General features: G+C 67.7%; 19 protein-coding genes. 6 read left to right on the top strand and 13 right to left on the bottom strand.

Annotation, left to right across the window (positions count from 1 at the left end; translation table 11 throughout):
• Window positions 1–13 precede the first annotated feature (13 nt).
• Window positions 14–286 (bottom strand): helix-turn-helix domain-containing protein, encoded by a 273-nt coding sequence (locus tag ACNJ7E_RS06950; protein WP_061042299.1) that lies wholly within the window; start codon window positions 284–286, stop codon window positions 14–16.
• Window positions 287–330: 44 nt separating this feature from the next.
• On the opposite strand from ACNJ7E_RS06950, the gene lhgO reads away from it, so the two are divergent.
• Complete coding sequence (gene lhgO, locus ACNJ7E_RS06945) at window positions 331–1533, top strand: L-2-hydroxyglutarate oxidase (protein WP_418339448.1); 1203 nt, start codon at window positions 331–333, stop codon at window positions 1531–1533.
• Here the strand turns inward: lhgO and ACNJ7E_RS06940 are convergent.
• A complete protein-coding gene (locus ACNJ7E_RS06940; RefSeq protein ID WP_283330502.1) occupies window positions 1530–2927 on the bottom strand; it encodes a cytochrome P450 in 1398 nt (465 codons plus the stop codon). The genes lhgO and ACNJ7E_RS06940 overlap by 4 nt on opposite strands.
• Before the next feature lie 97 nt (window positions 2928–3024).
• Here ACNJ7E_RS06940 and ACNJ7E_RS06935 point away from each other — a divergent pair, with 97 nt between their 5' ends.
• Complete coding sequence (locus ACNJ7E_RS06935; RefSeq protein WP_280778923.1) at window positions 3025–3609, top strand: TetR/AcrR family transcriptional regulator; 585 nt, start codon at window positions 3025–3027, stop codon at window positions 3607–3609.
• Between the two features lie 75 nt (window positions 3610–3684).
• Window positions 3685–4467: a class II aldolase/adducin family protein gene (locus ACNJ7E_RS06930; RefSeq protein ID WP_280778922.1), complete on the top strand. Its 783-nt coding sequence runs from the start codon at window positions 3685–3687 to the stop codon at window positions 4465–4467.
• A gap of 28 nt (window positions 4468–4495) precedes the next feature.
• On the opposite strand, the gene ACNJ7E_RS06925 is transcribed toward ACNJ7E_RS06930, so the two are convergent.
• The 3 genes from ACNJ7E_RS06925 to ACNJ7E_RS06915 are packed head-to-tail and all read right to left on the bottom strand — an operon-like array spanning window position 4496 to window position 7605.
• Window positions 4496–5455 (bottom strand): C-terminal binding protein, encoded by a 960-nt coding sequence (locus ACNJ7E_RS06925; RefSeq protein WP_280778921.1) that lies wholly within the window; start codon window positions 5453–5455, stop codon window positions 4496–4498.
• Window positions 5452–6087: a TetR/AcrR family transcriptional regulator gene (locus tag ACNJ7E_RS06920; RefSeq protein WP_280778920.1), complete on the bottom strand. Its 636-nt coding sequence runs from the start codon at window positions 6085–6087 to the stop codon at window positions 5452–5454. Before ACNJ7E_RS06920 ends, ACNJ7E_RS06925 begins: the two co-directional genes overlap by 4 nt.
• A 42-nt stretch (window positions 6088–6129) precedes the next feature.
• Complete coding sequence (locus ACNJ7E_RS06915; protein ID WP_418339447.1) at window positions 6130–7605, bottom strand: sodium:solute symporter family protein; 1476 nt, start codon at window positions 7603–7605, stop codon at window positions 6130–6132.
• Window positions 7606–7810: 205 nt separating this feature from the next.
• Here ACNJ7E_RS06915 and ACNJ7E_RS06910 point away from each other — a divergent pair, with 205 nt between their 5' ends.
• A complete protein-coding gene (locus tag ACNJ7E_RS06910) occupies window positions 7811–8701 on the top strand; it encodes a LysR family transcriptional regulator (RefSeq protein WP_005244617.1) in 891 nt (296 codons plus the stop codon).
• 7 nt (window positions 8702–8708) lie between these two features.
• Here the strand turns inward: ACNJ7E_RS06910 and ACNJ7E_RS06905 are convergent, their stop codons facing one another.
• The 3 genes from ACNJ7E_RS06905 to ACNJ7E_RS06895 are packed head-to-tail and all read right to left on the bottom strand — an operon-like array spanning window position 8709 to window position 11720.
• The gene (locus ACNJ7E_RS06905; protein WP_007300889.1) at window positions 8709–9371 is read right to left on the bottom strand and encodes an IclR family transcriptional regulator; all 663 of its coding nucleotides are present in this window, start codon (window positions 9369–9371) and stop codon (window positions 8709–8711) included.
• Between the two features lie 37 nt (window positions 9372–9408).
• Complete coding sequence (locus ACNJ7E_RS06900) at window positions 9409–10557, bottom strand: CaiB/BaiF CoA transferase family protein (RefSeq protein ID WP_280778917.1); 1149 nt, start codon at window positions 10555–10557, stop codon at window positions 9409–9411.
• Window positions 10558–10568: 11 nt separating this feature from the next.
• Window positions 10569–11720 carry an acyl-CoA dehydrogenase family protein gene (locus ACNJ7E_RS06895; RefSeq protein ID WP_283330508.1) on the bottom strand — a complete coding sequence of 384 codons (1152 nt, stop codon included), beginning with the start codon at window positions 11718–11720 and terminating at the stop codon, window positions 10569–10571.
• A gap of 184 nt (window positions 11721–11904) precedes the next feature.
• On the opposite strand from ACNJ7E_RS06895, the gene ACNJ7E_RS06890 reads away from it, so the two are divergent.
• Window positions 11905–12279, top strand: coding sequence for a hypothetical protein (locus tag ACNJ7E_RS06890; protein ID WP_283330509.1), 375 nt, complete (start codon window positions 11905–11907; stop codon window positions 12277–12279).
• Window positions 12280–12428: 149 nt separating this feature from the next.
• Here the strand turns inward: ACNJ7E_RS06890 and cspE are convergent, their stop codons facing one another.
• Window positions 12429–12632: a transcription antiterminator/RNA stability regulator CspE gene (cspE, locus tag ACNJ7E_RS06885; RefSeq protein WP_005244612.1), complete on the bottom strand. Its 204-nt coding sequence runs from the start codon at window positions 12630–12632 to the stop codon at window positions 12429–12431.
• 232 nt (window positions 12633–12864) lie between these two features.
• On the opposite strand from cspE, the gene ACNJ7E_RS06880 reads away from it, so the two are divergent.
• A complete protein-coding gene (locus tag ACNJ7E_RS06880) occupies window positions 12865–13698 on the top strand; it encodes an alpha/beta fold hydrolase (protein ID WP_418339446.1) in 834 nt (277 codons plus the stop codon).
• Window positions 13699–13718: 20 nt separating this feature from the next.
• On the opposite strand, the gene hutG is transcribed toward ACNJ7E_RS06880, so the two are convergent.
• Genes hutG through ACNJ7E_RS06860 form a run of 4 tightly spaced genes read right to left on the bottom strand, consistent with a single transcriptional unit; the run spans window position 13719 to window position 19121 of the window.
• Window positions 13719–14681, bottom strand: coding sequence for a formimidoylglutamase (gene hutG, locus ACNJ7E_RS06875; RefSeq protein WP_009477711.1), 963 nt, complete (start codon window positions 14679–14681; stop codon window positions 13719–13721).
• Complete coding sequence (gene hutI / locus ACNJ7E_RS06870) at window positions 14678–15901, bottom strand: imidazolonepropionase (RefSeq protein ID WP_418339445.1); 1224 nt, start codon at window positions 15899–15901, stop codon at window positions 14678–14680. The genes hutG and hutI overlap by 4 nt, the downstream gene beginning before the upstream one ends.
• Window positions 15902–15948: 47 nt before the next feature.
• Window positions 15949–17625: a urocanate hydratase gene (gene hutU, locus ACNJ7E_RS06865; RefSeq protein WP_105416700.1), complete on the bottom strand. Its 1677-nt coding sequence runs from the start codon at window positions 17623–17625 to the stop codon at window positions 15949–15951.
• Window positions 17626–17684: 59 nt separating this feature from the next.
• The gene (locus ACNJ7E_RS06860; RefSeq protein ID WP_418339444.1) at window positions 17685–19121 is read right to left on the bottom strand and encodes a purine-cytosine permease family protein; all 1437 of its coding nucleotides are present in this window, start codon (window positions 19119–19121) and stop codon (window positions 17685–17687) included.
• Between the last annotated feature and the right edge of the window lie 211 nt (window positions 19122–19332).

Raw genomic sequence — 19332 nt, 5'->3', positions numbered from 1 at the left:
GGTGGTGGCCAGATCATGGTGATGACTCCCGGTGCGCTGAGATCGTCCAGTCGACCGTCCGGCCCACGGCCTCCGCATACCGTTCGAGCGTCGACAGGCGGGGGTCGACGTCGCCGCGTTCGAGCCGTGCCACGGCCGATTGTGACGTGCCCATGTGGGCGGCGATCTCCGTCTGCGTCAGGCCGCGCTCGCGGCGAGTGGTGACGAGCTCGTCCAGCAGCGCTCGACGCCGATCGGACAGGTGCTCCAGTCCGGGAAAAGACGTGCGTCGAGGGGTGGTCGACATACCATCGATGGTATCTCGAAAACGGTATATACGGAGGGGTGCTCATGGCGAAGGTTCGTGCCGCCGTCATCGGCGGCGGCATCATCGGTCTGGCGGTCGCCCGGGAACTTCTGCACCGGATGGACGTCGTCGAGGTGACGCTGTTCGAAAAGGAGACCCGGGTCGCGGCCCACCAGACCGGACACAACAGCGGCGTCGTCCACGCCGGCCTGTACTACCCGCCGGGCAGCCTCAAAGCTCGCCTGTGCCGCCGTGGTGTCACCCTCCTGCAGCAGTACGCGGAGGACAAGGGTGTGGCCTACGAGGAATGCGGCAAAGTGGTGGTCGCCCACGACTCGTCCGAAGTGGCGCGGATGGACGCCATCTTCGACAGAGCGGTCGCCAACGGGGTCCCCGGCATCCGCAAGGTCGCGGGGGAGGAGATCCCCGAGATCGAACCGCATGCACGCGGAGTCGCCGCCGTACACTCGCCGCACACCGCGATCATCGACTACGTGGCGGTCGCGGAGGCTCTCGCCGCGGACATCGCCGCCGCGGGTGGACGCGTGCTCCTCGGCCGGGAGGTCGTGGGCCTGGACAGCCGGACCGCGGAAACGGTGGTCACCACCCGGAACGGCAGCGAGGTCTTCGACCTGGTGGTCACGTGCGCGGGACTGCAGTCCGACCGGCTGGCACTGATGTCGGGTGAACCGCGATCGCCTCGCGTGGTGCCCTTCTTCGGCGACTACTTCCTGCTCGAGCCCGAGCGGTCCTCGCTCGTGAAGGGGCTGATCTACCCGGTTCCGGATCCGCGGTACCCGTTCCTCGGGGTCCACCTCACCAAGCGAATCGACGGGCGAATCATGCTCGGACCGAACGCCTTTCTCTCCTTCGGACGGGAGGCGTACGACCGTCGGGGGTGGTCGGCGGCGGACGTGGTGTCGGCGGTCGGGTTTCCCGGGTTCTGGCGGTTCGCCGTGCACAACACCGCGGCGGCGGTCCGCGAGGCCCGCACCGTCCTCAGCACGGGCCAGTTCGTGAAGGAGGCGCAGAAGTACGTGCCCGACGTGTGCCGCTCCGACGTCACCCGCGGACCCCGGGGCATCCGCGCTCAGGCGATGAACGCCGACGGCAGCCTCGAGGACGACTTCGTCATCACCGGGTCGGAACGCGTCGTTCACGTCCGGAACGCGCCCTCACCGGGTGCGACGTCGTCCCTCGCCATCGCCGAACACGTCGTGACGGAAGTTCTGGCCCGCCGGGTCTAGCGCCTGCGGAGCTGGAGCGTGAAGCCCTCGGGCATGAGGGTGAGGCGCTCGGCGACCTTCAGTCGATAGTCCGGGTCGCCCACGATGTCGTAGCGCCGCAGGATCGTGCCGAGTACCAGGACCGCCTCGTGGAGGGCGAACTGTCGTCCGATGCAGGCGCGCTCGCCGGTCCCGAACGGCTTGTACACGTGCGCGGGCCGGGACCGGATGCGCTCGGGGAGGAAATGGTCGGGGTCGAACGCCTCGGGATCGTCACCCCACACGGGGTCGCGGTGCAGGGCGGGGATGAGGACGAGCACCCAGTCGCCGACCTTCATCGGGTACTTGCCGACGAGGGTCGTGTCGACGGTCGCCTCCCTGCCGTACGCGGGGGCCGTCGGCCACAGCCGCAACGATTCGTCGAGCACCCGGCGCACGTAGCGGAGCTTCGCGATCTGCTCGAACGCGGGCTCTTCGTCGCCCCAGACCGCATCGACCTCCGCCTGCGCCTTTGCGAGGACGTCGGGATGACGCGACAGGTAGTACAGGGCGAACGACAGTGCCCCGGAGGTGGTCTCGTGTCCCGCGACCAGGAACGTCACCACCTGGTGCCGGATGTTCAACTCGTCGATCCGATGGGGGTCGTTCTCCCGGGCGGCCCGCAGCATGAGTTCGAGCAGGTCCTCGGGGCCGTCCTCGGTGCTGTCGCGGCGGGCACGAATCACCTCGTCGACGACCTCGGCCATGTGTTCCAGGTTGGCGACGTTGCGTCGATCCGACCGTCGCGTCAGCAGGCGTCCGAGCGCGCTGGACTTCACGAACGTGGTGCGCTGCGAATGGCTCAGCGCACCGACCATCGCCTGCACGAACGGGTGCGGCCGGTCCCGTCTGAACGAGTCGAAGGAATAGCTGAAACCGGTGCGGCCGATGGTCTCGAGCGTCAGCTTCGTCATGTCGGAGGACACGTCGACGGGGGAGCCGTCCACCCGCTCGTCCCAGTGCTCCGTCAGTTCGCCTGCGACATCCAGCATCGTGCGGTGATACGACCGCATCGCGGATTTCGTGAACGCCGGGGCGAGGAGGTTGTGCGCTTTGCTCCAGTTCGGCTCGTGGTTGTAGGCGGTGAACAACCCGTCGCCGCCGACCTCGCGCAGCGACGCGACGCCGGGTGCCAGGTGTTTCGCGAACCGGGATTCGTCGGAAAGTTCCGCGACCATGTCGGCGCCGGAGGCGAACACGAACCGGTTGCCGAGGACGTTGCGCTCGAAGATGGGCCCGAGTTTTCTGCCGATCTCCATCGAATTCTGCACCGGAGTGCGGATGCTGATCCCGAAGACGTCGCCGACGACGGGAAGCCGCCATCGAGGATGCGGGATGGTCGCCTCCGCCGTGGTGTGCAGTGATTCGACGCTCATGTCGACCCCCGTGTCGATGTGGCCTGCGTTACTGAATTGATGTCTAGTACGCAAGGTACGCCTTACTGAACCGGTGTCAAGCAGTACGGTGACTGGCATGACCAGCGCCCGTCGACGACTCGCCCCGGAGCAGCGCCGGGCGCAGTTGCTCGACATCGGCGCGCGGCTGTTCGCGGACCGCCCCTACGAGGACGTGTGGATCGAGGAGGTAGCCGAACTCGCCGAGGTGTCGCGCGGATTGATGTACCACTACTTCCCGACGAAACGGGATTTCTTCGCCGCTATCGTCGAACGCGAATCCGAACGACTGCTCGAGGTGACGGCCCCCGACTCCACCCTCCCCGTCGAGGAACAGGTCGCGGCCGGCCTCGACGCGTACTTCGAGCACGTCGCGAGCCACCGGCACGGAGTCCGGGCCATCAACCACGGCGCGCTGTCGGCCGACGCCGACATCCGGGCCATCGTCGAGCGGGAACTCGATGCCCAGCAGCGCCGCATCGTCGACGCGCTCGATCCCCCCGACAGTGAGCGGGAACTCGTCGGCGTCGCGGTGCGCGGATGGATCGCCTTCGTCCGTGCCGTCTGCATGGACTGGCTCGACCACCCGTCGATCGACGAGGGCGAGCTACGTGAACTCTGCCTGCGCTCCCTGCGGGGCATGCTGGGTGGGCGGCTCGACTGATCCGAGGGCTGGCACTTAAATAAATCAGTTGATATATTTAAGCTGAAATCCCTTCGGTGATCAAGGAGATCCCGCATGAGTGCACCCACCGTTACGTCGCAGGGCCGAACGGGCCCGGCGAAGACCGAGGCGGAACTGCGTCGTGAACTCGCGGCGGTGTACCGCCTGCTCGCGCATTTCAAGATGACCGACCTCATCTTCACGCACGTCTCGGTCCGGATTCCCGGGCCCGAACATCATTTCCTCATCAACCCGTACGGCCTGCTCTTCGAGGAGATCACCGCCTCCAACCTGGTGAAGATCGGACTCGACGGCGAACTCGTCGAACCGTCCGAATATCAGGTCAACCCTGCGGGATTCGTGATCCACGGCGCGATTCACGAGGCCCGGCCGGACGCGCAGTGCGTGCTGCACACCCACACAAAGGCCGGGTGCGCGGTGGCCGCGCAGGAGCACGGACTGCTGCCGCTGAACCAGATCTCGATGGAGTTTTACAACCGGGTCGGCTACCACGACTACGAGGGCATCGCCCTCAACACGGCCGAACGCGTGCGGTTGGTCGAGGACCTCCGCGACCATCCCGCGATGATCCTGCGCAATCACGGACTGCTCACCGTGGGCGAATCCGCCGCCGAGGCGTTTCTGCGAATGTTCTATCTGGAGAAGGCGTGTGACATCCAGATCGCCGCCCAGGTGTCGGGTGAACTGCGCGTTCCGTCGCCCGAGATCGCCGAGCACACCGCGCGACAGTTCGCCGGCGAGGCCACGGACGACTACACCGACGATCAGGCCTACGAGATGGCGTGGGCGGCGCTGCTGCGGATGCTGGACCGGACCGCCCCCGATTACAAGGACTGACAGCGGCCTGCCGAGACTGGCAGGGCGATCACATCCCCGGTGCGGCGACGACGCCCACCGGGGATGTGCCCGTCAGGACCGCCGCGACATTGCGGGCCGACTGCTGCGCCAGGGTGCGCGCGACCTGCGGTGAGTACCACGCGGCGTGCGGGGTGATCACGAGGTTCGGGATCTGCAGGATCGGATCGTCCTGTGCGGGAGGTTCTTTCGGGAGGACATCGACGGCCGCACCCGCGAGCTGTCGACTGCGTAGTGCTGCGCCAAGGGCGTCGTGGTCGACGAGTCCGCCGCGGGAGACGTTCACCAGATACCCACCGCGCTTCATCGCGGCCAGCGCCCGCTCGTCGATCAGACCCCGCGTCTCGGAAGTCAGGGGGACGTGCAGGCTCAGCACGTCGGAGCGGCGCAGCAGTTCCTCGAACCCGACCACCTCGATGCCCGCGGCCGTCAGTTCCCCGGCGCGGTCGCCCAGCCCGCGGCCGCTGACGAGGACGGTCATCCCGAGGGCTCGGGCGCGCAGTGCGAAAGCGGCGGCGATCCGGCCGAAACCGTAGAGGCCCAGCACGGTTCCCGCGATCCGCCGCGGCGGCGCGGCGGTGACGTCCCACCCGCCGGCATGCACCGAGCGGTCGAGGGCGTGGGTGGATCGGAGCAGTCCGAGGGTGAGCGCGAGCGCGTGGTCTGCGACCTCCTCGGTGCAGTAGTCCACCGCGCGCGTGACCCAGAGGCCGCGTTCGTGGGCCGCCGACACCGGCAGGTGGTCGTACCCGGCGGACGTGGCCGACAGCAGTCGCAGGTCCGGGAGATCCGACAGGTGACGGGGCTCGAGTCCGGTGTTCTCCGGACCCACGAGCAGGGCGATGACGCCAGGGCCGGACGGGAACTCGGACTGGTGCACGACGTCCGCGGAAATACCTGCGGCGGCAAGCGAATCGGACAGTTCTTCGGCCGGAATGAAGTCGTCGAGGACGACGACGCGGTCGGTCATCTGCCTACTGCTCCCGCTTCTTCGGTGGTCCGTCGTACGGCGGCGTCCACGCAGCGGGCGGCTGCGTCCTCCGCGCTGATCGCCTCCATGACAACGGGATCCAGGATGGCCTGCAATGCAAGACCGTCGGTCAGTGCCACCAGCGCGACGGTGACGGCGTCCGCGTCGAGGTCGGTGGAGACGGTGCCCTCCCGCTGTGCGGCGACGACCGACTCGCGCACGACGCCCCGCCAGCGGGCGAGGAAGGCCGCGATCTCACCGCGCGCCGTTTCCTCGGCCGCGCCCTCCGCGTAGAAGAACAGGAACACACGGGTCATCGCCAGCCGCCGTTCGTCGAGCGGCAGGATGCTGGCGGTGATGTTCCGCAGCTTCTCGATCGGGCCTGCGCCCTCCTCGTCGAGGATCGTGCGGTACCGGTCGCCCTGGATGTCGCCGGCCCGGCGCAGCGCCGCGAGGAGCAGTTCGTGCCGGGACCCGAAGTAGTGGTTCAACACTCCGGTCGACCACCCGCTCTCCTCCGCCACCGCTCGCGTGGTGACGGCGGAGATCCCCTCCCTGGCGATCAACGCGAGAACGGCGTCGGCGAGCGCCAGTCTCCGCTCGTCGTGGTCGACGATCTTCGGCACGATCATTCCTCCCGCTCGTGCGCACTCACTTTCGTGCGCTGATGCCACTCAGGCTATCGGTGCCGGGACCGGAACCGGGTCTTCCTCGGGCTTTCCCGACACTCGCGCGTTCCACACGGACATCACGTTCGCCGGGGTGGGTTCGGTGAACAGGCTGGTGGCCACGAACACGACCAGAGCGCTGACGAGTCCGACGTACACCGGCTCGTTCGCCATGACGTCGCCGACGACGAACATCGTCGCGATGGTCGCCACGGTGCCCACCGCCATGGCCGCCATGGCCGCGGTTCCGGTGGCGCGCTTCCAGACCAGTCCACCGAGGATCGGGACGAGGAGCCCGCCGACCAGGATGTCGTAGGCGATCGTGAGCGCGGAGACGATGTCGTTGATGAGCGCGGCGATCACGATGCTGACGAGGCCGATCACGATCACGTAGAGGCGGTTGCCGCGCACGTCGGCTTCCGGATCGGACGTGTCCAGCTCTGGGCGTGTGCGGCCGAAGATCTGGGCGACCAGCGGAAGGACGTCCTGCCGGGCGACGGTGGCGGTGGCGATCAGCGCGCCGGACGCGGTCGACATCATCGCGGCCACCGCGGCGGCGAGGACGATGCCGCTGAGGCCGACGGGCAGGACGTGGACGGCGACGTCGGCGTACACGTCGTCGGACGACCCGATGTCGGGCATGAGGGCCGACGCGGCCAGACCGATCAGGGCGCCCGCGACGCCGTACAGCAGGCAGTAAATGCCGGCGGTGACGCCGCCCCACCGTGCGACCTCCGGCGACTTCGCGGTGAACACCCGCTGCCAGATGTCCTGTCCGATGAGAATGCCGAGCGTGTAGACGACGAAGAACGTGACGATGGTGCCGGTGCCGATGGTGCCGAGCCCGAGTGCCTGTTCGCCGACGCGCTCCTTGATGCCGGCGTACCCGCCCGCCTTGCTCCACGTGAACGGGAGAAGCAGGACGAAGACGCCGATGGTCTTGATGACGAACTGGACGACGTCGGTGAGCGTGATCGACCACATGCCGCCCATCGCCGAGTAGGCCACGACGATGAGGCCGCCGAGGACCACCGACAGGGTCCGGTCGAAGCCGAACAGCACGTTGAAGATGGTGGCGTAGGCGATCGTGGAGGTGACGGTGAGCATGAGGGTGTAGGCCATCATCACGAGACCGGACGCCCCGGTGGCGTCGATGCCGTACCGGAGTTTCAGCATGCCGGAGACGGTGTAGACCTTCAGGCGCTGGATCCGCGCGGCGAAGAGCAGGCTGAGCAGGAGAACGCCGGCGGCGATCGACACGACCAGCCACATTCCGGAGATGCCGTACTTGTAGCCGAGGCCGACGCCGCCGACGGTGGAGGCGCCGCCGATGACGACCGCCGCCATCGTGCTGGTGTAGAGAAATCCGCCGAGGCGGCGGCCGGCGACGAGGTATTCGCTGGAGTTGCTCGCCCGGCGTTTGCCCCACCAGCCGAACGCGAGCATCGCGCCCAGATAGATCAGGATGATGGTGATGTCCATGGTGCGTCCTTCACGTGTCCTAGCGGATCGGTGATGACGGGCGTGGTGGTCCCGTCGGTGCCGGTCTCGTCAGACCGTTGCCCTAGACGGTAGGAGAACATTGACGTGAAATAAATCACTTGATACAAATAATCACTTCAGAAAATCGTGAAGTAATGGTGCGAGCCAGCTCACACCCTGTTTTCGACCCCGCCGGAGGAGTGCGATGCGCAGCTCGCTGCCCGATCTGAAGCTCCTCCAGATCTTCGCGGCCGTCGTCCGTCACCAGGGGTTCGCGCCCGCGCAGCAGGAACTCGGACTGTCCGCCTCCGCGATCAGCACCTACATGAGCCAGCTCGAACGGCACCTCGGCATCGTCCTGTGTCACCGCGGGCGGGGCGGATTCGGTCTCACCAGCAAGGGCGAGCTCTACCACAAGGAATGCCTGCGCATCCTCGGCGAACTCGAGGGGTTCGAACGCTACGGCGCCGCGCTGCAGGGGGAGCTCCGGGGAACCCTCACCATCGGGGTTCTCGATTCCACCGTCACCGACGCCACGCTGCCGCTCGCCGACGTGATCGGCGTGTTCAGCAAGGACCACCCCGCCGTCTACCTCGACCTGAAGATCCAGACCCCGCACGAACTGCAGGTCGGCGTGCTCGACGACCGGATCGACGTCGCGGTCGGCGCGTTCGCCTCACCGATGAACGGCCTCGTCTCCCAGGCGCTGCACCGGGAGCAGCACTGGCTGTACTGCAGCGACAAGCACCCGCTGTTCGGCAGGAAGCGGGTGCCGCCGGAGGTCATCACGCAACAGCGGATGGTGACCCGTGGCTACTGGTCCGAGCAGGAACTCGCCCGCCAGGGGTTCCCGCAACCCTCGGCGACGGTGGAGAACATGGAGGCGCAGCTCATCCTCGTGCTGTCCGGCGCGTACATCGGATACCTGCCCGAGCACTACGCGGAGTACTGGGTGGACCGGAACCGGCTCCGCCCGATCCTGCCGGCGTCGTTCGGCTATCAGGCTCCGTTCTCGCTGATCTACCGGCGGGGCCGGGCCCGCGAACCGATGGTCCTCACGTTCCGCGAGTTCGTCCGGACCAGCATGGGCAGCTGACCGCCGCTCACCGGGTCGGGGAGCCCAGTTCGGCCGACAGCGCACGGCAACGCTCGACGAGAACCAGACCGTGCTGGGCGCAGAGTGCGTCGTCGAGGCGGAACGTCGGCCCGATGATGCTGAGCGCGCCCACGATCCGCCCCACCGCGTCGTAGATCGGGGCCGCCACACCCGTCGACTGGTCCTCGATGGTGTCGTGGGCGATCGCGTATCCCTCACTCTGCAGGTCACCCCGCAGCGCGGCGCCGACGGCCGTGCCCTCGAGCGGCACCGTCTGCCCCACCCATCCCATGTGCCGGATCGCGTGGGTGCCCTCGATCTGCGCGAGATACAGGGCGGTGCCCTTCGGGCCGTGGGTCGACAGGTACGTGGATTCGCGGGTTCCCTCCGCGATCGCGACCATCGCGGGCCGGGCCCGGGACAGCAGCTGGTTGTCGCTGATCGCCCGGGCGCCGATCTGGAGAAGTCGCGGCCCGGCCCGGTAGACGTTGTCGTCGCCGCGGACCAGGAACTCGCTCTGCTCCATGCTGCGGATCAGGCGCAGCGCGGTACTCGTGGCGAGGCCTGCGGCTTTCGCGGCGTCGCCGAGCGTCAAGCCGCCCTGCTCGGTGATTGCGCCGAGCAGTTCGAAGGTGCGGCTCGCGCTGCGGGTCACATCTCCGGGGGCCATGGGTTCTCTCCTGACGGTCGCGGGTGTCGGCGTGAATCTACCGCGACGCGATCTCGGACAGCAGGGGCTGCCGGTGTTCGTCGAGCAGCGGGCTGCGGCGGACCCCGGGGCGCGCGCTGTCGCCGAACACGACCGGCTGCCGGACGTAGTCGATCGTTCCCGCGACCGGATGATCGAACGACTCCACGAGTCCCCGGTGCCTGCTCTGCTCGGACGACAACGCCTGTTCCACGTTCCAGATCTCGGAGCTCGCCAGTCCGGCCGCGCCGAGGACCGCGACCACCTCGGCGACCGTCTTGTCCTTCGCCCAGATCTCGATCTCCGCGCGCAGCGCCGGTTCGTGATCGGTGCGGGACGTGTCGTCGGCGAAACGGTTGTCGCCGAGAAGGTCTGCGCGATCCATGGTGTGGGCGAGCTTCTCGAATCCGGACTGGCTGGCGACGGCCAGGACGAATAGGCCGTCCGACGCCCGGTACGTGTCGAACGGGGTCGAGACGGGATGGCGATTGCCCACTCCCGCCGGCGCGACCCCCGATGCCTGCAACTGGCTGTGCGCGGTGGGGAGCATGGCCAGCATGCTGTCGAACATGGCGACGTCGAGATGTTGTCCCACACCCGATTCCCGGGTGCCGACCAGGGCGGAGCTGATGCCCCACGCCGCGAACAGTCCCGCGACGAGGTCGCCGAACGATTCGCCGAGCCGGGTCGGCCCGGATTCGGGGGAACCGGTGATGCTCATGATCCCCGACAGCGCCTGCACGACGAGGTCGTAGGCGGCCGAACCCGCGAGCGGCCCGTCCTGCCCGAAACCGGAGATGGACGCGTAGACGAGCCGGGGATTGCGGGCGTGGACGGTGTCGTAGTCGATGCCGAGGCGGGCGGTCACGCCGGGCCGGAAATTCTCGACGAGAACATCCGCCGTGTCGAGCAGGTCGAACAGCACCTTCCGGTCCGCGTCGTCCTTGAGGTTCAGTGCCAGCGAGCGTTTTCCGCGGTTCAGCACGTTGAAATAGATGCTCTCGCCGTCGCGGAACGGGCCCAGGTGCCGCGAATCCTCGCCGGCAGCGGGCTCGATCTTGACGACGTCGGCGCCGGCGTCTGCGAGCAGCGCCGTGCAATACGGTCCGGCCAGGACACGCGAGAGATCGACGACGCGGATGCCGTCCAGGGGAGGCAGGGTAGGCATGACGGGCCCTCTCAGAATTCGGTCGAGTGCGGGGACGGGGCGTTGGAGGCGATGGTGAGCAGCTGGATCTGCGAGGTGCCCTCGAAGATCCGGAGGATCCGGCAGTCGCGGTAGAGGCGTTCGATCTCGGATTCGCGCATGAAACCGGCGCCGCCGTGAATCTGCACGGTCTGGTCGACGATCGAGAAGCAGGCCTCCGTGGCCACGTACTTCGACACGGACGCGGCGCGGCGCAGGTCGGCCCCGGCATCCTTCACGTCCGCCGCCCAGTCCGCGGTGACGCGGGAGGCTACGAGCTGCGCGTCGCACGCGCCCAGCAGCAGCTGAATCGCCTGGAATTCGGCGATGGGGTGTCCGAACTGTTTGCGCTCGGCCGCGTAGGAGCGTCCCAGTTCCCACGCGCGCAGGGCGATTCCGTTGGCCATCGCCGCCACGTCGACGCGGGCGCGGTTGAGGGCGGTGAGCGCGATGTTGCCGCCGCGGCCCTCCGTTCCCACCACGGCGTCGTGGGGAAGCACCACGTCGTCGAGGTACACGGTGTAGGTGGGCGCGGACCGGATGCCCAGCTTGTCCTGGGGCTCCGAGTAACTCACGCCGGGCGTGCCCTGGGGGAGGACGAACGCGGTGATGCCGCGGAAGCCTGCGGACGGATCGGTCTTGGCGAAGACGACGACCAGGTCGGCCTCCTTGGCATTGGAGATGTACGTCTTCGAACCGGACAGGTGCCACCCGTCGTCCTCGCGCCGCGCCGTCGTGCGCATCGAGGCGATGTCGGAGCCGGCGTCCGGTTCGGTGAGGGCGAACCCGGCGAGCAGTTCACCGGACGCGAGCCGGGGCAGCCACCGGCTCTTCTGCTCCTCGGTTCCGCCGACGAGGATCGGCTCGAGCCCCAGGTAGTGCGCGGTATAGATCGAGGCGAGGGCGGCGTCGGTGCGGGCCACCTCCTCGATCGCGATCAGCTGTGTCCTGGTGGACAGGCCCAGTCCGCCGAACTCCTCGGGCACCGAGATGCCCATCAGGTCCTGTTCGCCCAGTCGCTTCACCAACTCCGCCGGGAACTCCCGCGTCTCGTCACGGAACGCCGCGCCGGGGTGGATCTCACGGTTGGCGAATGCACGCACTGCGCCGCGGAACTCGGCGGCGTCGAGCAGCTGATCGGTCACGGAAACTCCTGTCGGAAGATCGAAATTGCCACCTAGTGAAATGACAATGCCACTTGGTGGCATATCGACTATGAAGGAGACCGGCGAATTTGTCCAGGGGTGCCGGTGTCCACGGACACGGGAGCGGGTACTCGACCACGGACGCACAGCGCACACTCCGTGCGGCATTGCAGAGGGAGGCTTCATGCGCACGATCACACGAGGGATCGTCACCGCGGGAACGATGATCGGCGCGGTTCTCGCCGGCGCGGGGACGGGCGTGGCGGAACCCGCCGTGCCGTCCGGCACCTATCAGGGAACGACCACCGCGCCGGCGGGTGAGTTGATCTGGAAGGGCAAGACGTTCCAGGGCGGCACAGTCGTCAACAACTTCGCGTTCGGTCTGACCGGGCTCGCGGGCACGACCTCGCAGGACGGGAACGGAAACACCGTCATCGACTACAGCCCATCGGGTCTGGGGTTCCTGACCGACAGGATGACCCCCAACGCAGACGGGACCTACACCGGGGCCGTGTACGTGGGCGGCAACCAGGTGGGAAGCTTCGGCCTCGCGAGATAGCTGTCCCGGGGCCTACTACGACGACGAGGCCGCACCGCTCGGGTGCGACCTCGTCGTCACAGTGTCATCTGCGACTTCGTCACAGTGTCATCTGCGACTTCGTCACAGTGTCATCGTGCGACGTCGTCACAGTGTCATCGGGGCGTCGGTCAGACGGCCCGGACATTCTGGGCCTGCGGGCCCTTCTGGCCCTGTCCGACCTCGAATTCCACCCGCTGGTTCTCCTCCAGCGACTTGTAGCCGCTGCCCGAGATCTCGGAGTAGTGAACGAACACGTCCGCGCTGCCGTCGTCCGGCGCTATGAATCCGAAGCCCTTCTCGCTGTTGAACCACTTCACAACACCCTGCGCCATACCGTTCACTCCCTGCAGTTGCCGCCCGGGACCTCACATCGAGATCCCGTTCGCGTGGATATCATCCTGTCATCAAGGCGCGCGTGCTTCCAGTGGTACGCCTACGATTCCTGCGAATCCTGGGCGCTGTACCAGGTCTGCGGAAGAAAATTCCCCCCTCGACCGATGATTCTGCCCCTCGGGGGCGGTCCTACCTGCGACCGAGAATCACCACCTCGAACGAGGAGAACCGATGAATTCCATATCTACCGCCACCGCCGACGCCCGGATCCTCGACGTCCCCGGTGCCAGGCTGTACTACGAGGTGCGGGGCGCGGGTCCCGTCGTGGTGCTCGTCGGCGCCCCCATGGACGCCGACTCCTTCGCGCCGGCGGCGGATCTGCTCTCGTCCGACTACACCGTGCTCACGACGGACCCGCGGGGCATCCACCGCAGTCCGGTCGACGACCGGGATCGCGATTCGACCCCGGAGATGCGCGCCGACGACCTCGCCCGGCTCCTGATGCACCTCGACGCGGGCCCTGCCGTGGTGTTCGGCTCCAGCGGCGGCGCCGTCAGTGCGCTCGCGCTGGTGCAGGCGCACCCCGAGCTGGTCCACACCGTGATCGCTCACGAGCCGCCGCTGGACGAGTTACTCGACGACCGCGAGCAACTGCGCGTGAAGACCGACGAGATCATCGACACCCACCTGACCGGGGATGTCGTGGGGGCGTGGAGGAAGTTCCTGGCCCTGGCGAACATCCACCTGCCCGAGGAAGCGTTCCAGCAGATGTTCGCGGGCGAACGGGATGCGCAGACCGAGGCGGACGACTACTTCCAGCATGCGCACATGCTGCGCCCGACCACCCGCTGGTGCCCGGACGTCACCGCCCTGCGCTCGGCGCCCAGCCGCGTCGTGGTCGGGATCGGCGAGGAGTCGGGTGGGCAACTCTGCGACCGTACGTCGCGGGCGCTCGCCGCCGAACTGGGCGTCGAGCCCACTATGTTCCCCGGCGACCACATCGGCTTCGCCCACGACCCCGCCGCGTTCGTCACCCGGCTGCGCGCAGTGCTGCGGGAGGTCTGAGCGGACGCTCCCGACTGACCTCACACCGCGATCGGGATGCGTTTCGTGACGATCCGATGGATCAACCGGGCGGCGGTGCGGGCCGTGCGGTTGTCGATGTCGAACGACGGATTGAGCTCGGCCACATCGCACACCGCGAGTTTTCCGCTGGCGGCGACGGCGTCGCACACGAATTGGATCGTCTCCGCCGGAACGCCGTACGCGGCGGGAGCGCTCACTCCCGGCGCGACTGCGGCGGGAAGGACGTCGAGGTCGATGGTGAGGTACACGAGATCGACGTCCGACAGGAACTCGCTGACGAAGACGGCCACCCGGTGCCGGTCGGAGACCGAGCAGTCGTCGTCCAGGAGGTAGCGGACGTCGTATCCGCGTGCGGTGTCGAACAGTGCGGTGGTGTTGCTCGGCTGGCTGATGCCGAGCACGGAGTACTGCAAGGCGGTGCCTGACGCATGCTCCTGTTCGAGGATCTGCCGGAACGGTGTGCCCGAACTCGGGACCGGATCGGACCGCAGGTCGAAGTGGGCGTCCAGGTTCAGGATCCCGATCCGACGCTTGGGTGTGCGGACGGCTGCCTGTGCCAGACCGAGGTACGTCCCGTAGGCCACCTCGTGGCCGCCTCCGAGGACCACCGGGAACTGGCCGGCGTCGAGCGTCGCGGCGACCACGGAGCCGAGCGCCATCTGCCCGGCCTCGAGACGATTGTCGGTGACCGCGACGGTGCCGGCGTCGTAGACGCGGAGCGGCTCGGCGAGCGCCATCGACGACAGCGCGCCCCGCAGGGCGTCCGGGCCGCGCGCCGCCCCGCGGCGTCCCTTGTTCCGCTCCACGCCCTCGTCGCTCGAGAAGCCGATCAGCACGCAGGCGCCGGGCTCGGCGCCGTCGTGCAGAGGCGTCACGGCCTGGTGCCAGCGGAGGTGGTGACTCGACGTGCCGTCCACCCTGCCGACCCAGGGGGGCGGGGGAATCAACAGGTTCTCCATCATCGCAGGGCCCTCGCTTTCTCGTGACCGGTGTGCGCGGACCAGGCGAGTTCGCCGCCCCGCCACACATCGCTGACCAGGGGGACGCCGGGCCGGTAGGCCAAGTGTAGGTACGACGGCGCGTCCAGCGCGAGGGCATCGGCCCGCGCGCCGGGACGCAGGACCCCGACATCGGCACGTTGCAGCGCGCGGGCACCGCCCGCCGTGGCCGCCCAGATGGCTTCGTCCGGGGTCATGTGCATGTCCCGCACCGCGATCGCGATGCAGAACGGCAGGCTGGTGGTGTAGCTGGTGCCGGGGTTGCAATCCGCACCGAGCGCCACCGTGACACCTGCGTCGAGCAGGGCCCGGGCGTCCGGGTACTTGTTCCGGGTCGAGAAGTCCGCGCCGGGCAGGAGCGTGGCCACCGTCGAACTCTGCGCCAGCGCATCGATGTCGGCCTGCGTGGTGTAGCAGACGTGGTCGACGGACGCGGCCCCCAGTTCGACGGCGAGCTGGACTCCGGGTCCCTCGCGGAGTTGGTTGCCGTGGACGCGGGGGATCAGCCCCTTCGCCATCCCGGCGGTGAGAACGGCATGTGCCTGATCGCGGTCGAACGCGCCGGTCTCACAGAACACGTCGATCCACTTCGCTTGCGGTGCACAGGCGTCGATCATCTCGGAGCACACCATGGCGACGTAGTCGTCGGCGCGCCCCGCGTATTCCGGCGGCGGAACGTGAGCGGCGAGCAGCGTCACCTCGTCGGTGAGGGACGCCGCGATCCTCGTGCTGCGCAGTTCGTGCGCGACCGTCTGCCCGTACCCGGTCTTGCACTCCACGGTGGTGCTGCCCGACCGCAGGGACTCGTCCAGCAGTCGCCGCGTGTTCGCCTGCAGTTGTTCGTCGGTCGCGTTCCGTGTCGCCTCGATCGTGTTGCGGATGCCACCCGCCGCGTACGGCTGTCCCGCCATGCGCGCCGCGAATTCCTCCGCCCGTTCCCCGCCGAACACCAGGTGCGAGTGGCTCTCCACGAAGCCCGGCAGCACCGCCCGGCCGTCGAGATCGTGCCCGACGTCCCCGGCCGGCGCCGAGTCGGCGCTGCCGACCCAGGCCACCACGCCGCCGTCGAAGACGACGGCGGCGTCGCGGATCAGCCCGAGCGGACCTTCCCCCACTGTCGGGTCGTTGGTCACCAGGGTGCCGATGCCGGTCAGCACTGTGGAGCGGGAGGTGTTCGCTGTCACTGCTGTTCCTTCCAGTGGTTCGAAAATACGGTCGCTCGGGCCTGCGGTCATCCTTCGGACATCGGCACGCGGACGCCGCGCTCCTTGGCGACGTCGATCGCGTGGTCGTATCCGGCGTCGACGTGCCGGATGACGCCCATGCCGGGATCGTTGGTCAGGACCCGCTCCAGCTTCTCGGCGGCCAGGTCGGTGCCGTCCGCGATGCACACCTGACCGGCGTGGATGGACCGTCCCATGCCGACGCCGCCGCCCTGGTGGATGGACACCCACGACGCCCCCGACGCGGTGTTGACGAGTGCGTTGAGCAGCGGCCAGTCGGCGATCGCGTCGGAGCCGTCGAGCATCGACTCGGTCTCGCGGTACGGGGAGGCGACGGATCCGGAATCGAGGTGGTCGCGGCCGATGGCGACGGGCGCGGACAGTTCGCCGGACGCCACCATCTCGTTGAACTTCAGGCCGGCCTTGTGCCGTTCGCCGTAGCCGAGCCAGCAGATCCGGGCGGGCAGACCCTCGAACGCCACCTTCTCGCCCGCCATCGTGATCCAGCGCTTCAGGTGCTCGTTCTCGGGGAACAGTTCGAGGATCGCCTTGTCGGTGGCGGCGATGTCCTTCGGGTCACCCGACAGCGCGGCCCAGCGGAACGGGCCGAGGCCCTCCTCGAACAGCGGACGGATGTAGGCGGGCACGAATCCGGGAAAGTCGAACGCGCGGTAGTAGCCGGCCTTGCGGGCCTCGTCACGGATGGAGTTGCCGTAGTCGAACACCTCGGCGCCCTTGTCGAGGAAGCCGACCATCGCGGCGACGTGCCGTGCCATCGACGCGCGGGAGTCCTCGGTGAACTTCACCGGGTCCTTGTCGGCCATCGCCTTCATGTCGGCGAAATCGATCCCGAGCGGCAGGTACGACAGCGGGTCGTGTGCCGACGTCTGGTCGGTGACGATGTCGATGGGGGCGTTCATGGCGAGCAGTTCGGGGAAGATCTCCGCGGCGTTGCCTTCGAGGCCGATCGACAGCGGGCGCTTCGCGTCGCGGGCCTCGATCGCGAGGCGCAGGGCGTCGTGGATGTCGGTGGCCTTGGTGTCGAGGTACTTGTGCGCGATCCGGCGATCGATGCGGGTGACGTCGCAGTCGACGCAGATCGCGACGCCGTCGTTCATCGTCACGGCGAGGGGCTGGGCGCCGCCCATGCCGCCGAGTCCGGCCGTCAGCGTGATGGTGCCGGCGAGCGAGCCGCCGAAGCGCTTCCGGCCCACCGCGCCGAATGTCTCGTACGTGCCCTGCAGGATGCCCTGCGTGCCGATGTAGATCCACGACCCGGCCGTCATCTGCCCGTACATGATCAGGCCGAGGGCGTCGAGCTTGCGGAACTCCTCCCAGTTGGCCCAGTCACCCACCAGGTTCGAGTTCGCGAGGAGGACGCGGGGCGCCCACTCGCTGGTGCGGAACACGCCGACCGGCTTGCCGGACTGCACCAGCATCGTCTCGTCGGACTTCAGGGTCTTCAACGTCCGGACCATCGCGTCGAACGCCTCCCAGCTGCGCGCGGCCTTGCCGGTGCCGCCGTAGACGACGAGCGAGTCGGGATGCTCGGCGACCTCGGGGTCGAGGTTGTTCATCAGCATGCGCAGGGCGCCTTCTTGCTGCCAGCCGAGTGTCGTCAGTTCGGTGCCGCGGGGCGCCGACACGTGGCGGGGTCCGGAAACCGGAGGCGTCGTGGTGGTCATGTCGTGTACTCCTTGATGGTCGAACGAGGAAGAGGGAAAAGTCTGGGTGTCAGCGTGATTCACAGTCGCGAATCCGCCATGGCGGTGTGTGCGGGGTAGATCATGGCCGCGGGTGGGTTGCTGTTGCGCCGCGCGAGCGGGTAGTAGATGGCGCCGGTGAAGACGATGCCGACGATCCACGAGATGTCCGCGCCGCCCAGCATGTCCGTGACCGGTCCCGTGTAGAGCTTCTGGGCGAGGAACGGGATCTGCGCGAGAACGCCGACGGTGTAACAGATCATCGCCGTCTTGTTCCAGCGGCCGTAGCGGGCCTCCGGGTCGTACAGCGCCGGGATGTCCACGCGCTCTTTGGAGATGAGGTAGTAGTCGATCAGGTTGATGGCACTCCACGGGGTGAACACCATCAGCAGGACGAGGACGAAGTTCTTGAAGTTGTTGAGGAAGTCGGCGCTGGCACCGATCGCAATCAGCATCGACACGGCGACGAACCCGATGATGTACAGGGTGCGGGCCCGCGACGAGATGCGGGACTGCCCGTTGAACGCCGTCACCGTGGTGAGGATCGACATGAATCCGCCGTAGGCGTTGAGGCAGTTGATCGTGAGCTTCCAGACCAGGATCACCAGGTAGATCATCAGGGCGATCACAGCCGGTCCGGCGAGGCCTCCGATCCACCCGACCTGGTCGCTGAGGAACGCGTCGCCGGCGACGGCGGCGACGAGTGCACCGAACGTCATCGACCACTGCGAGCCGATCACGCTGCCCGCGAACGTCGACCAGAAGGTCGTCCGCTCGCTCGTCGAGCGCGGCAGGTAGCGGGAGTAGTCCGCGACGTACGGGCCGAACGTGAGCTGCCAGCCGGCGCCGAGCGAGATCGCGAGGAGGAACGTGACGATGTCGAAGCCCTTGATCCCGACGAACGAGGCCACGTCGTACTCGGCGAACAACCGGATCGCGAGGTAGGTGAAGCCGAGGATGCCGACAACGGTCGCGATCTTGCCGACGACGTGGATCAGCTTGTACCCCGTCACCGCGACGAATGCGGTCATCGCGCCGAAGATCAGGATTCCGATGGTGGGGTTGTCGATGTGGAGGATCTCGTTCACGGCCTGACCTGCGAGGACGCTGCCGGTCGCGGCGAAACCGAGGTACATCAGGACGACGAGAACCAATGGGAGCACGGCACCCAGAACACCGAATTGTGCTCGGCTCGAAATCATCTGCGGCAGTCCGAGGCGCGGTCCCTGAGCGGAGTGCAGCGCCATCACGGCGCCGCCGAAGAGATTGCCGATCAGCAGGCCCACGATGGCCCACAGCGCGTCGGCGCCGAAGACGACCGCGAGGGCGCCGTCGACGATCGCGGTGATCTGCATGTTGGCGCCGAACCAGAGCGTGAACTGGCTGCGCGGAGATCCGTGACGCTCGTCGTCCGGGACGACGTCGATGGTGCGACGCTCCGGCGCGAGGCTGATCTCGGGAGGTCCCTCGTGTGTCATAGGCCTTGTCTCTCTGTGACGAGTCCGGCAGCTGGTCGGTCCCGGGTGCTCTGTCCCATGTCCTGAATCCAGTGTGCTCTGACTCACGTTTTTTATCGCCTTAGATGTATAGTCCTGTATAGACAACCCCCTGTCAAGCGTTCTCCAAGGACCCAGCCGAGAGGCGTGCCGGCCCACCACTGCACCAGTCGGGAGTGTCGATGCTTCCGAC

It is taken from the genome of Rhodococcus mengyinensis (assembly GCF_048381435.1).
GTDB lineage: Bacteria > Actinomycetota > Actinomycetes > Mycobacteriales > Mycobacteriaceae > Rhodococcus_F > Rhodococcus_F opacus_D.
The sequence above is the reverse complement of the archived record's forward strand: the minus strand, read 5'-3'. Positions and strand labels throughout refer to the sequence as shown.

What these genes read in the sequence shown, in the direction of transcription:
- ACNJ7E_RS06950 (WP_061042299.1), bottom strand. Translation starts at nt 286, where the DNA reads ATGTCGACCACCCCTCGACGCACGTCTTTTCCCGGACTGGAGCACCTG.
- lhgO (WP_418339448.1), top strand. Translation starts at nt 331, where the DNA reads ATGGCGAAGGTTCGTGCCGCCGTCATCGGCGGCGGCATCATCGGTCTG.
- ACNJ7E_RS06940 (WP_283330502.1), bottom strand. Translation starts at nt 2,927, where the DNA reads ATGAGCGTCGAATCACTGCACACCACGGCGGAGGCGACCATCCCGCAT.
- ACNJ7E_RS06935 (WP_280778923.1), top strand. Translation starts at nt 3,025, where the DNA reads ATGACCAGCGCCCGTCGACGACTCGCCCCGGAGCAGCGCCGGGCGCAG.
- ACNJ7E_RS06930 (WP_280778922.1), top strand. Translation starts at nt 3,685, where the DNA reads ATGAGTGCACCCACCGTTACGTCGCAGGGCCGAACGGGCCCGGCGAAG.
- ACNJ7E_RS06925 (WP_280778921.1), bottom strand. Translation starts at nt 5,455, where the DNA reads ATGACCGACCGCGTCGTCGTCCTCGACGACTTCATTCCGGCCGAAGAA.
- ACNJ7E_RS06920 (WP_280778920.1), bottom strand. Translation starts at nt 6,087, where the DNA reads ATGATCGTGCCGAAGATCGTCGACCACGACGAGCGGAGACTGGCGCTC.
- ACNJ7E_RS06915 (WP_418339447.1), bottom strand. Translation starts at nt 7,605, where the DNA reads ATGGACATCACCATCATCCTGATCTATCTGGGCGCGATGCTCGCGTTC.
- ACNJ7E_RS06910 (WP_005244617.1), top strand. Translation starts at nt 7,811, where the DNA reads ATGCGCAGCTCGCTGCCCGATCTGAAGCTCCTCCAGATCTTCGCGGCC.
- ACNJ7E_RS06905 (WP_007300889.1), bottom strand. Translation starts at nt 9,371, where the DNA reads ATGGCCCCCGGAGATGTGACCCGCAGCGCGAGCCGCACCTTCGAACTG.
- ACNJ7E_RS06900 (WP_280778917.1), bottom strand. Translation starts at nt 10,557, where the DNA reads ATGCCTACCCTGCCTCCCCTGGACGGCATCCGCGTCGTCGATCTCTCG.
- ACNJ7E_RS06890 (WP_283330509.1), top strand. Translation starts at nt 11,905, where the DNA reads ATGCGCACGATCACACGAGGGATCGTCACCGCGGGAACGATGATCGGC.
- cspE (WP_005244612.1), bottom strand. Translation starts at nt 12,632, where the DNA reads ATGGCGCAGGGTGTTGTGAAGTGGTTCAACAGCGAGAAGGGCTTCGGA.
- ACNJ7E_RS06880 (WP_418339446.1), top strand. Translation starts at nt 12,865, where the DNA reads ATGAATTCCATATCTACCGCCACCGCCGACGCCCGGATCCTCGACGTC.
- hutG (WP_009477711.1), bottom strand. Translation starts at nt 14,681, where the DNA reads ATGATGGAGAACCTGTTGATTCCCCCGCCCCCCTGGGTCGGCAGGGTG.
- hutU (WP_105416700.1), bottom strand. Translation starts at nt 17,625, where the DNA reads ATGACCACCACGACGCCTCCGGTTTCCGGACCCCGCCACGTGTCGGCG.
- ACNJ7E_RS06860 (WP_418339444.1), bottom strand. Translation starts at nt 19,121, where the DNA reads ATGACACACGAGGGACCTCCCGAGATCAGCCTCGCGCCGGAGCGTCGC.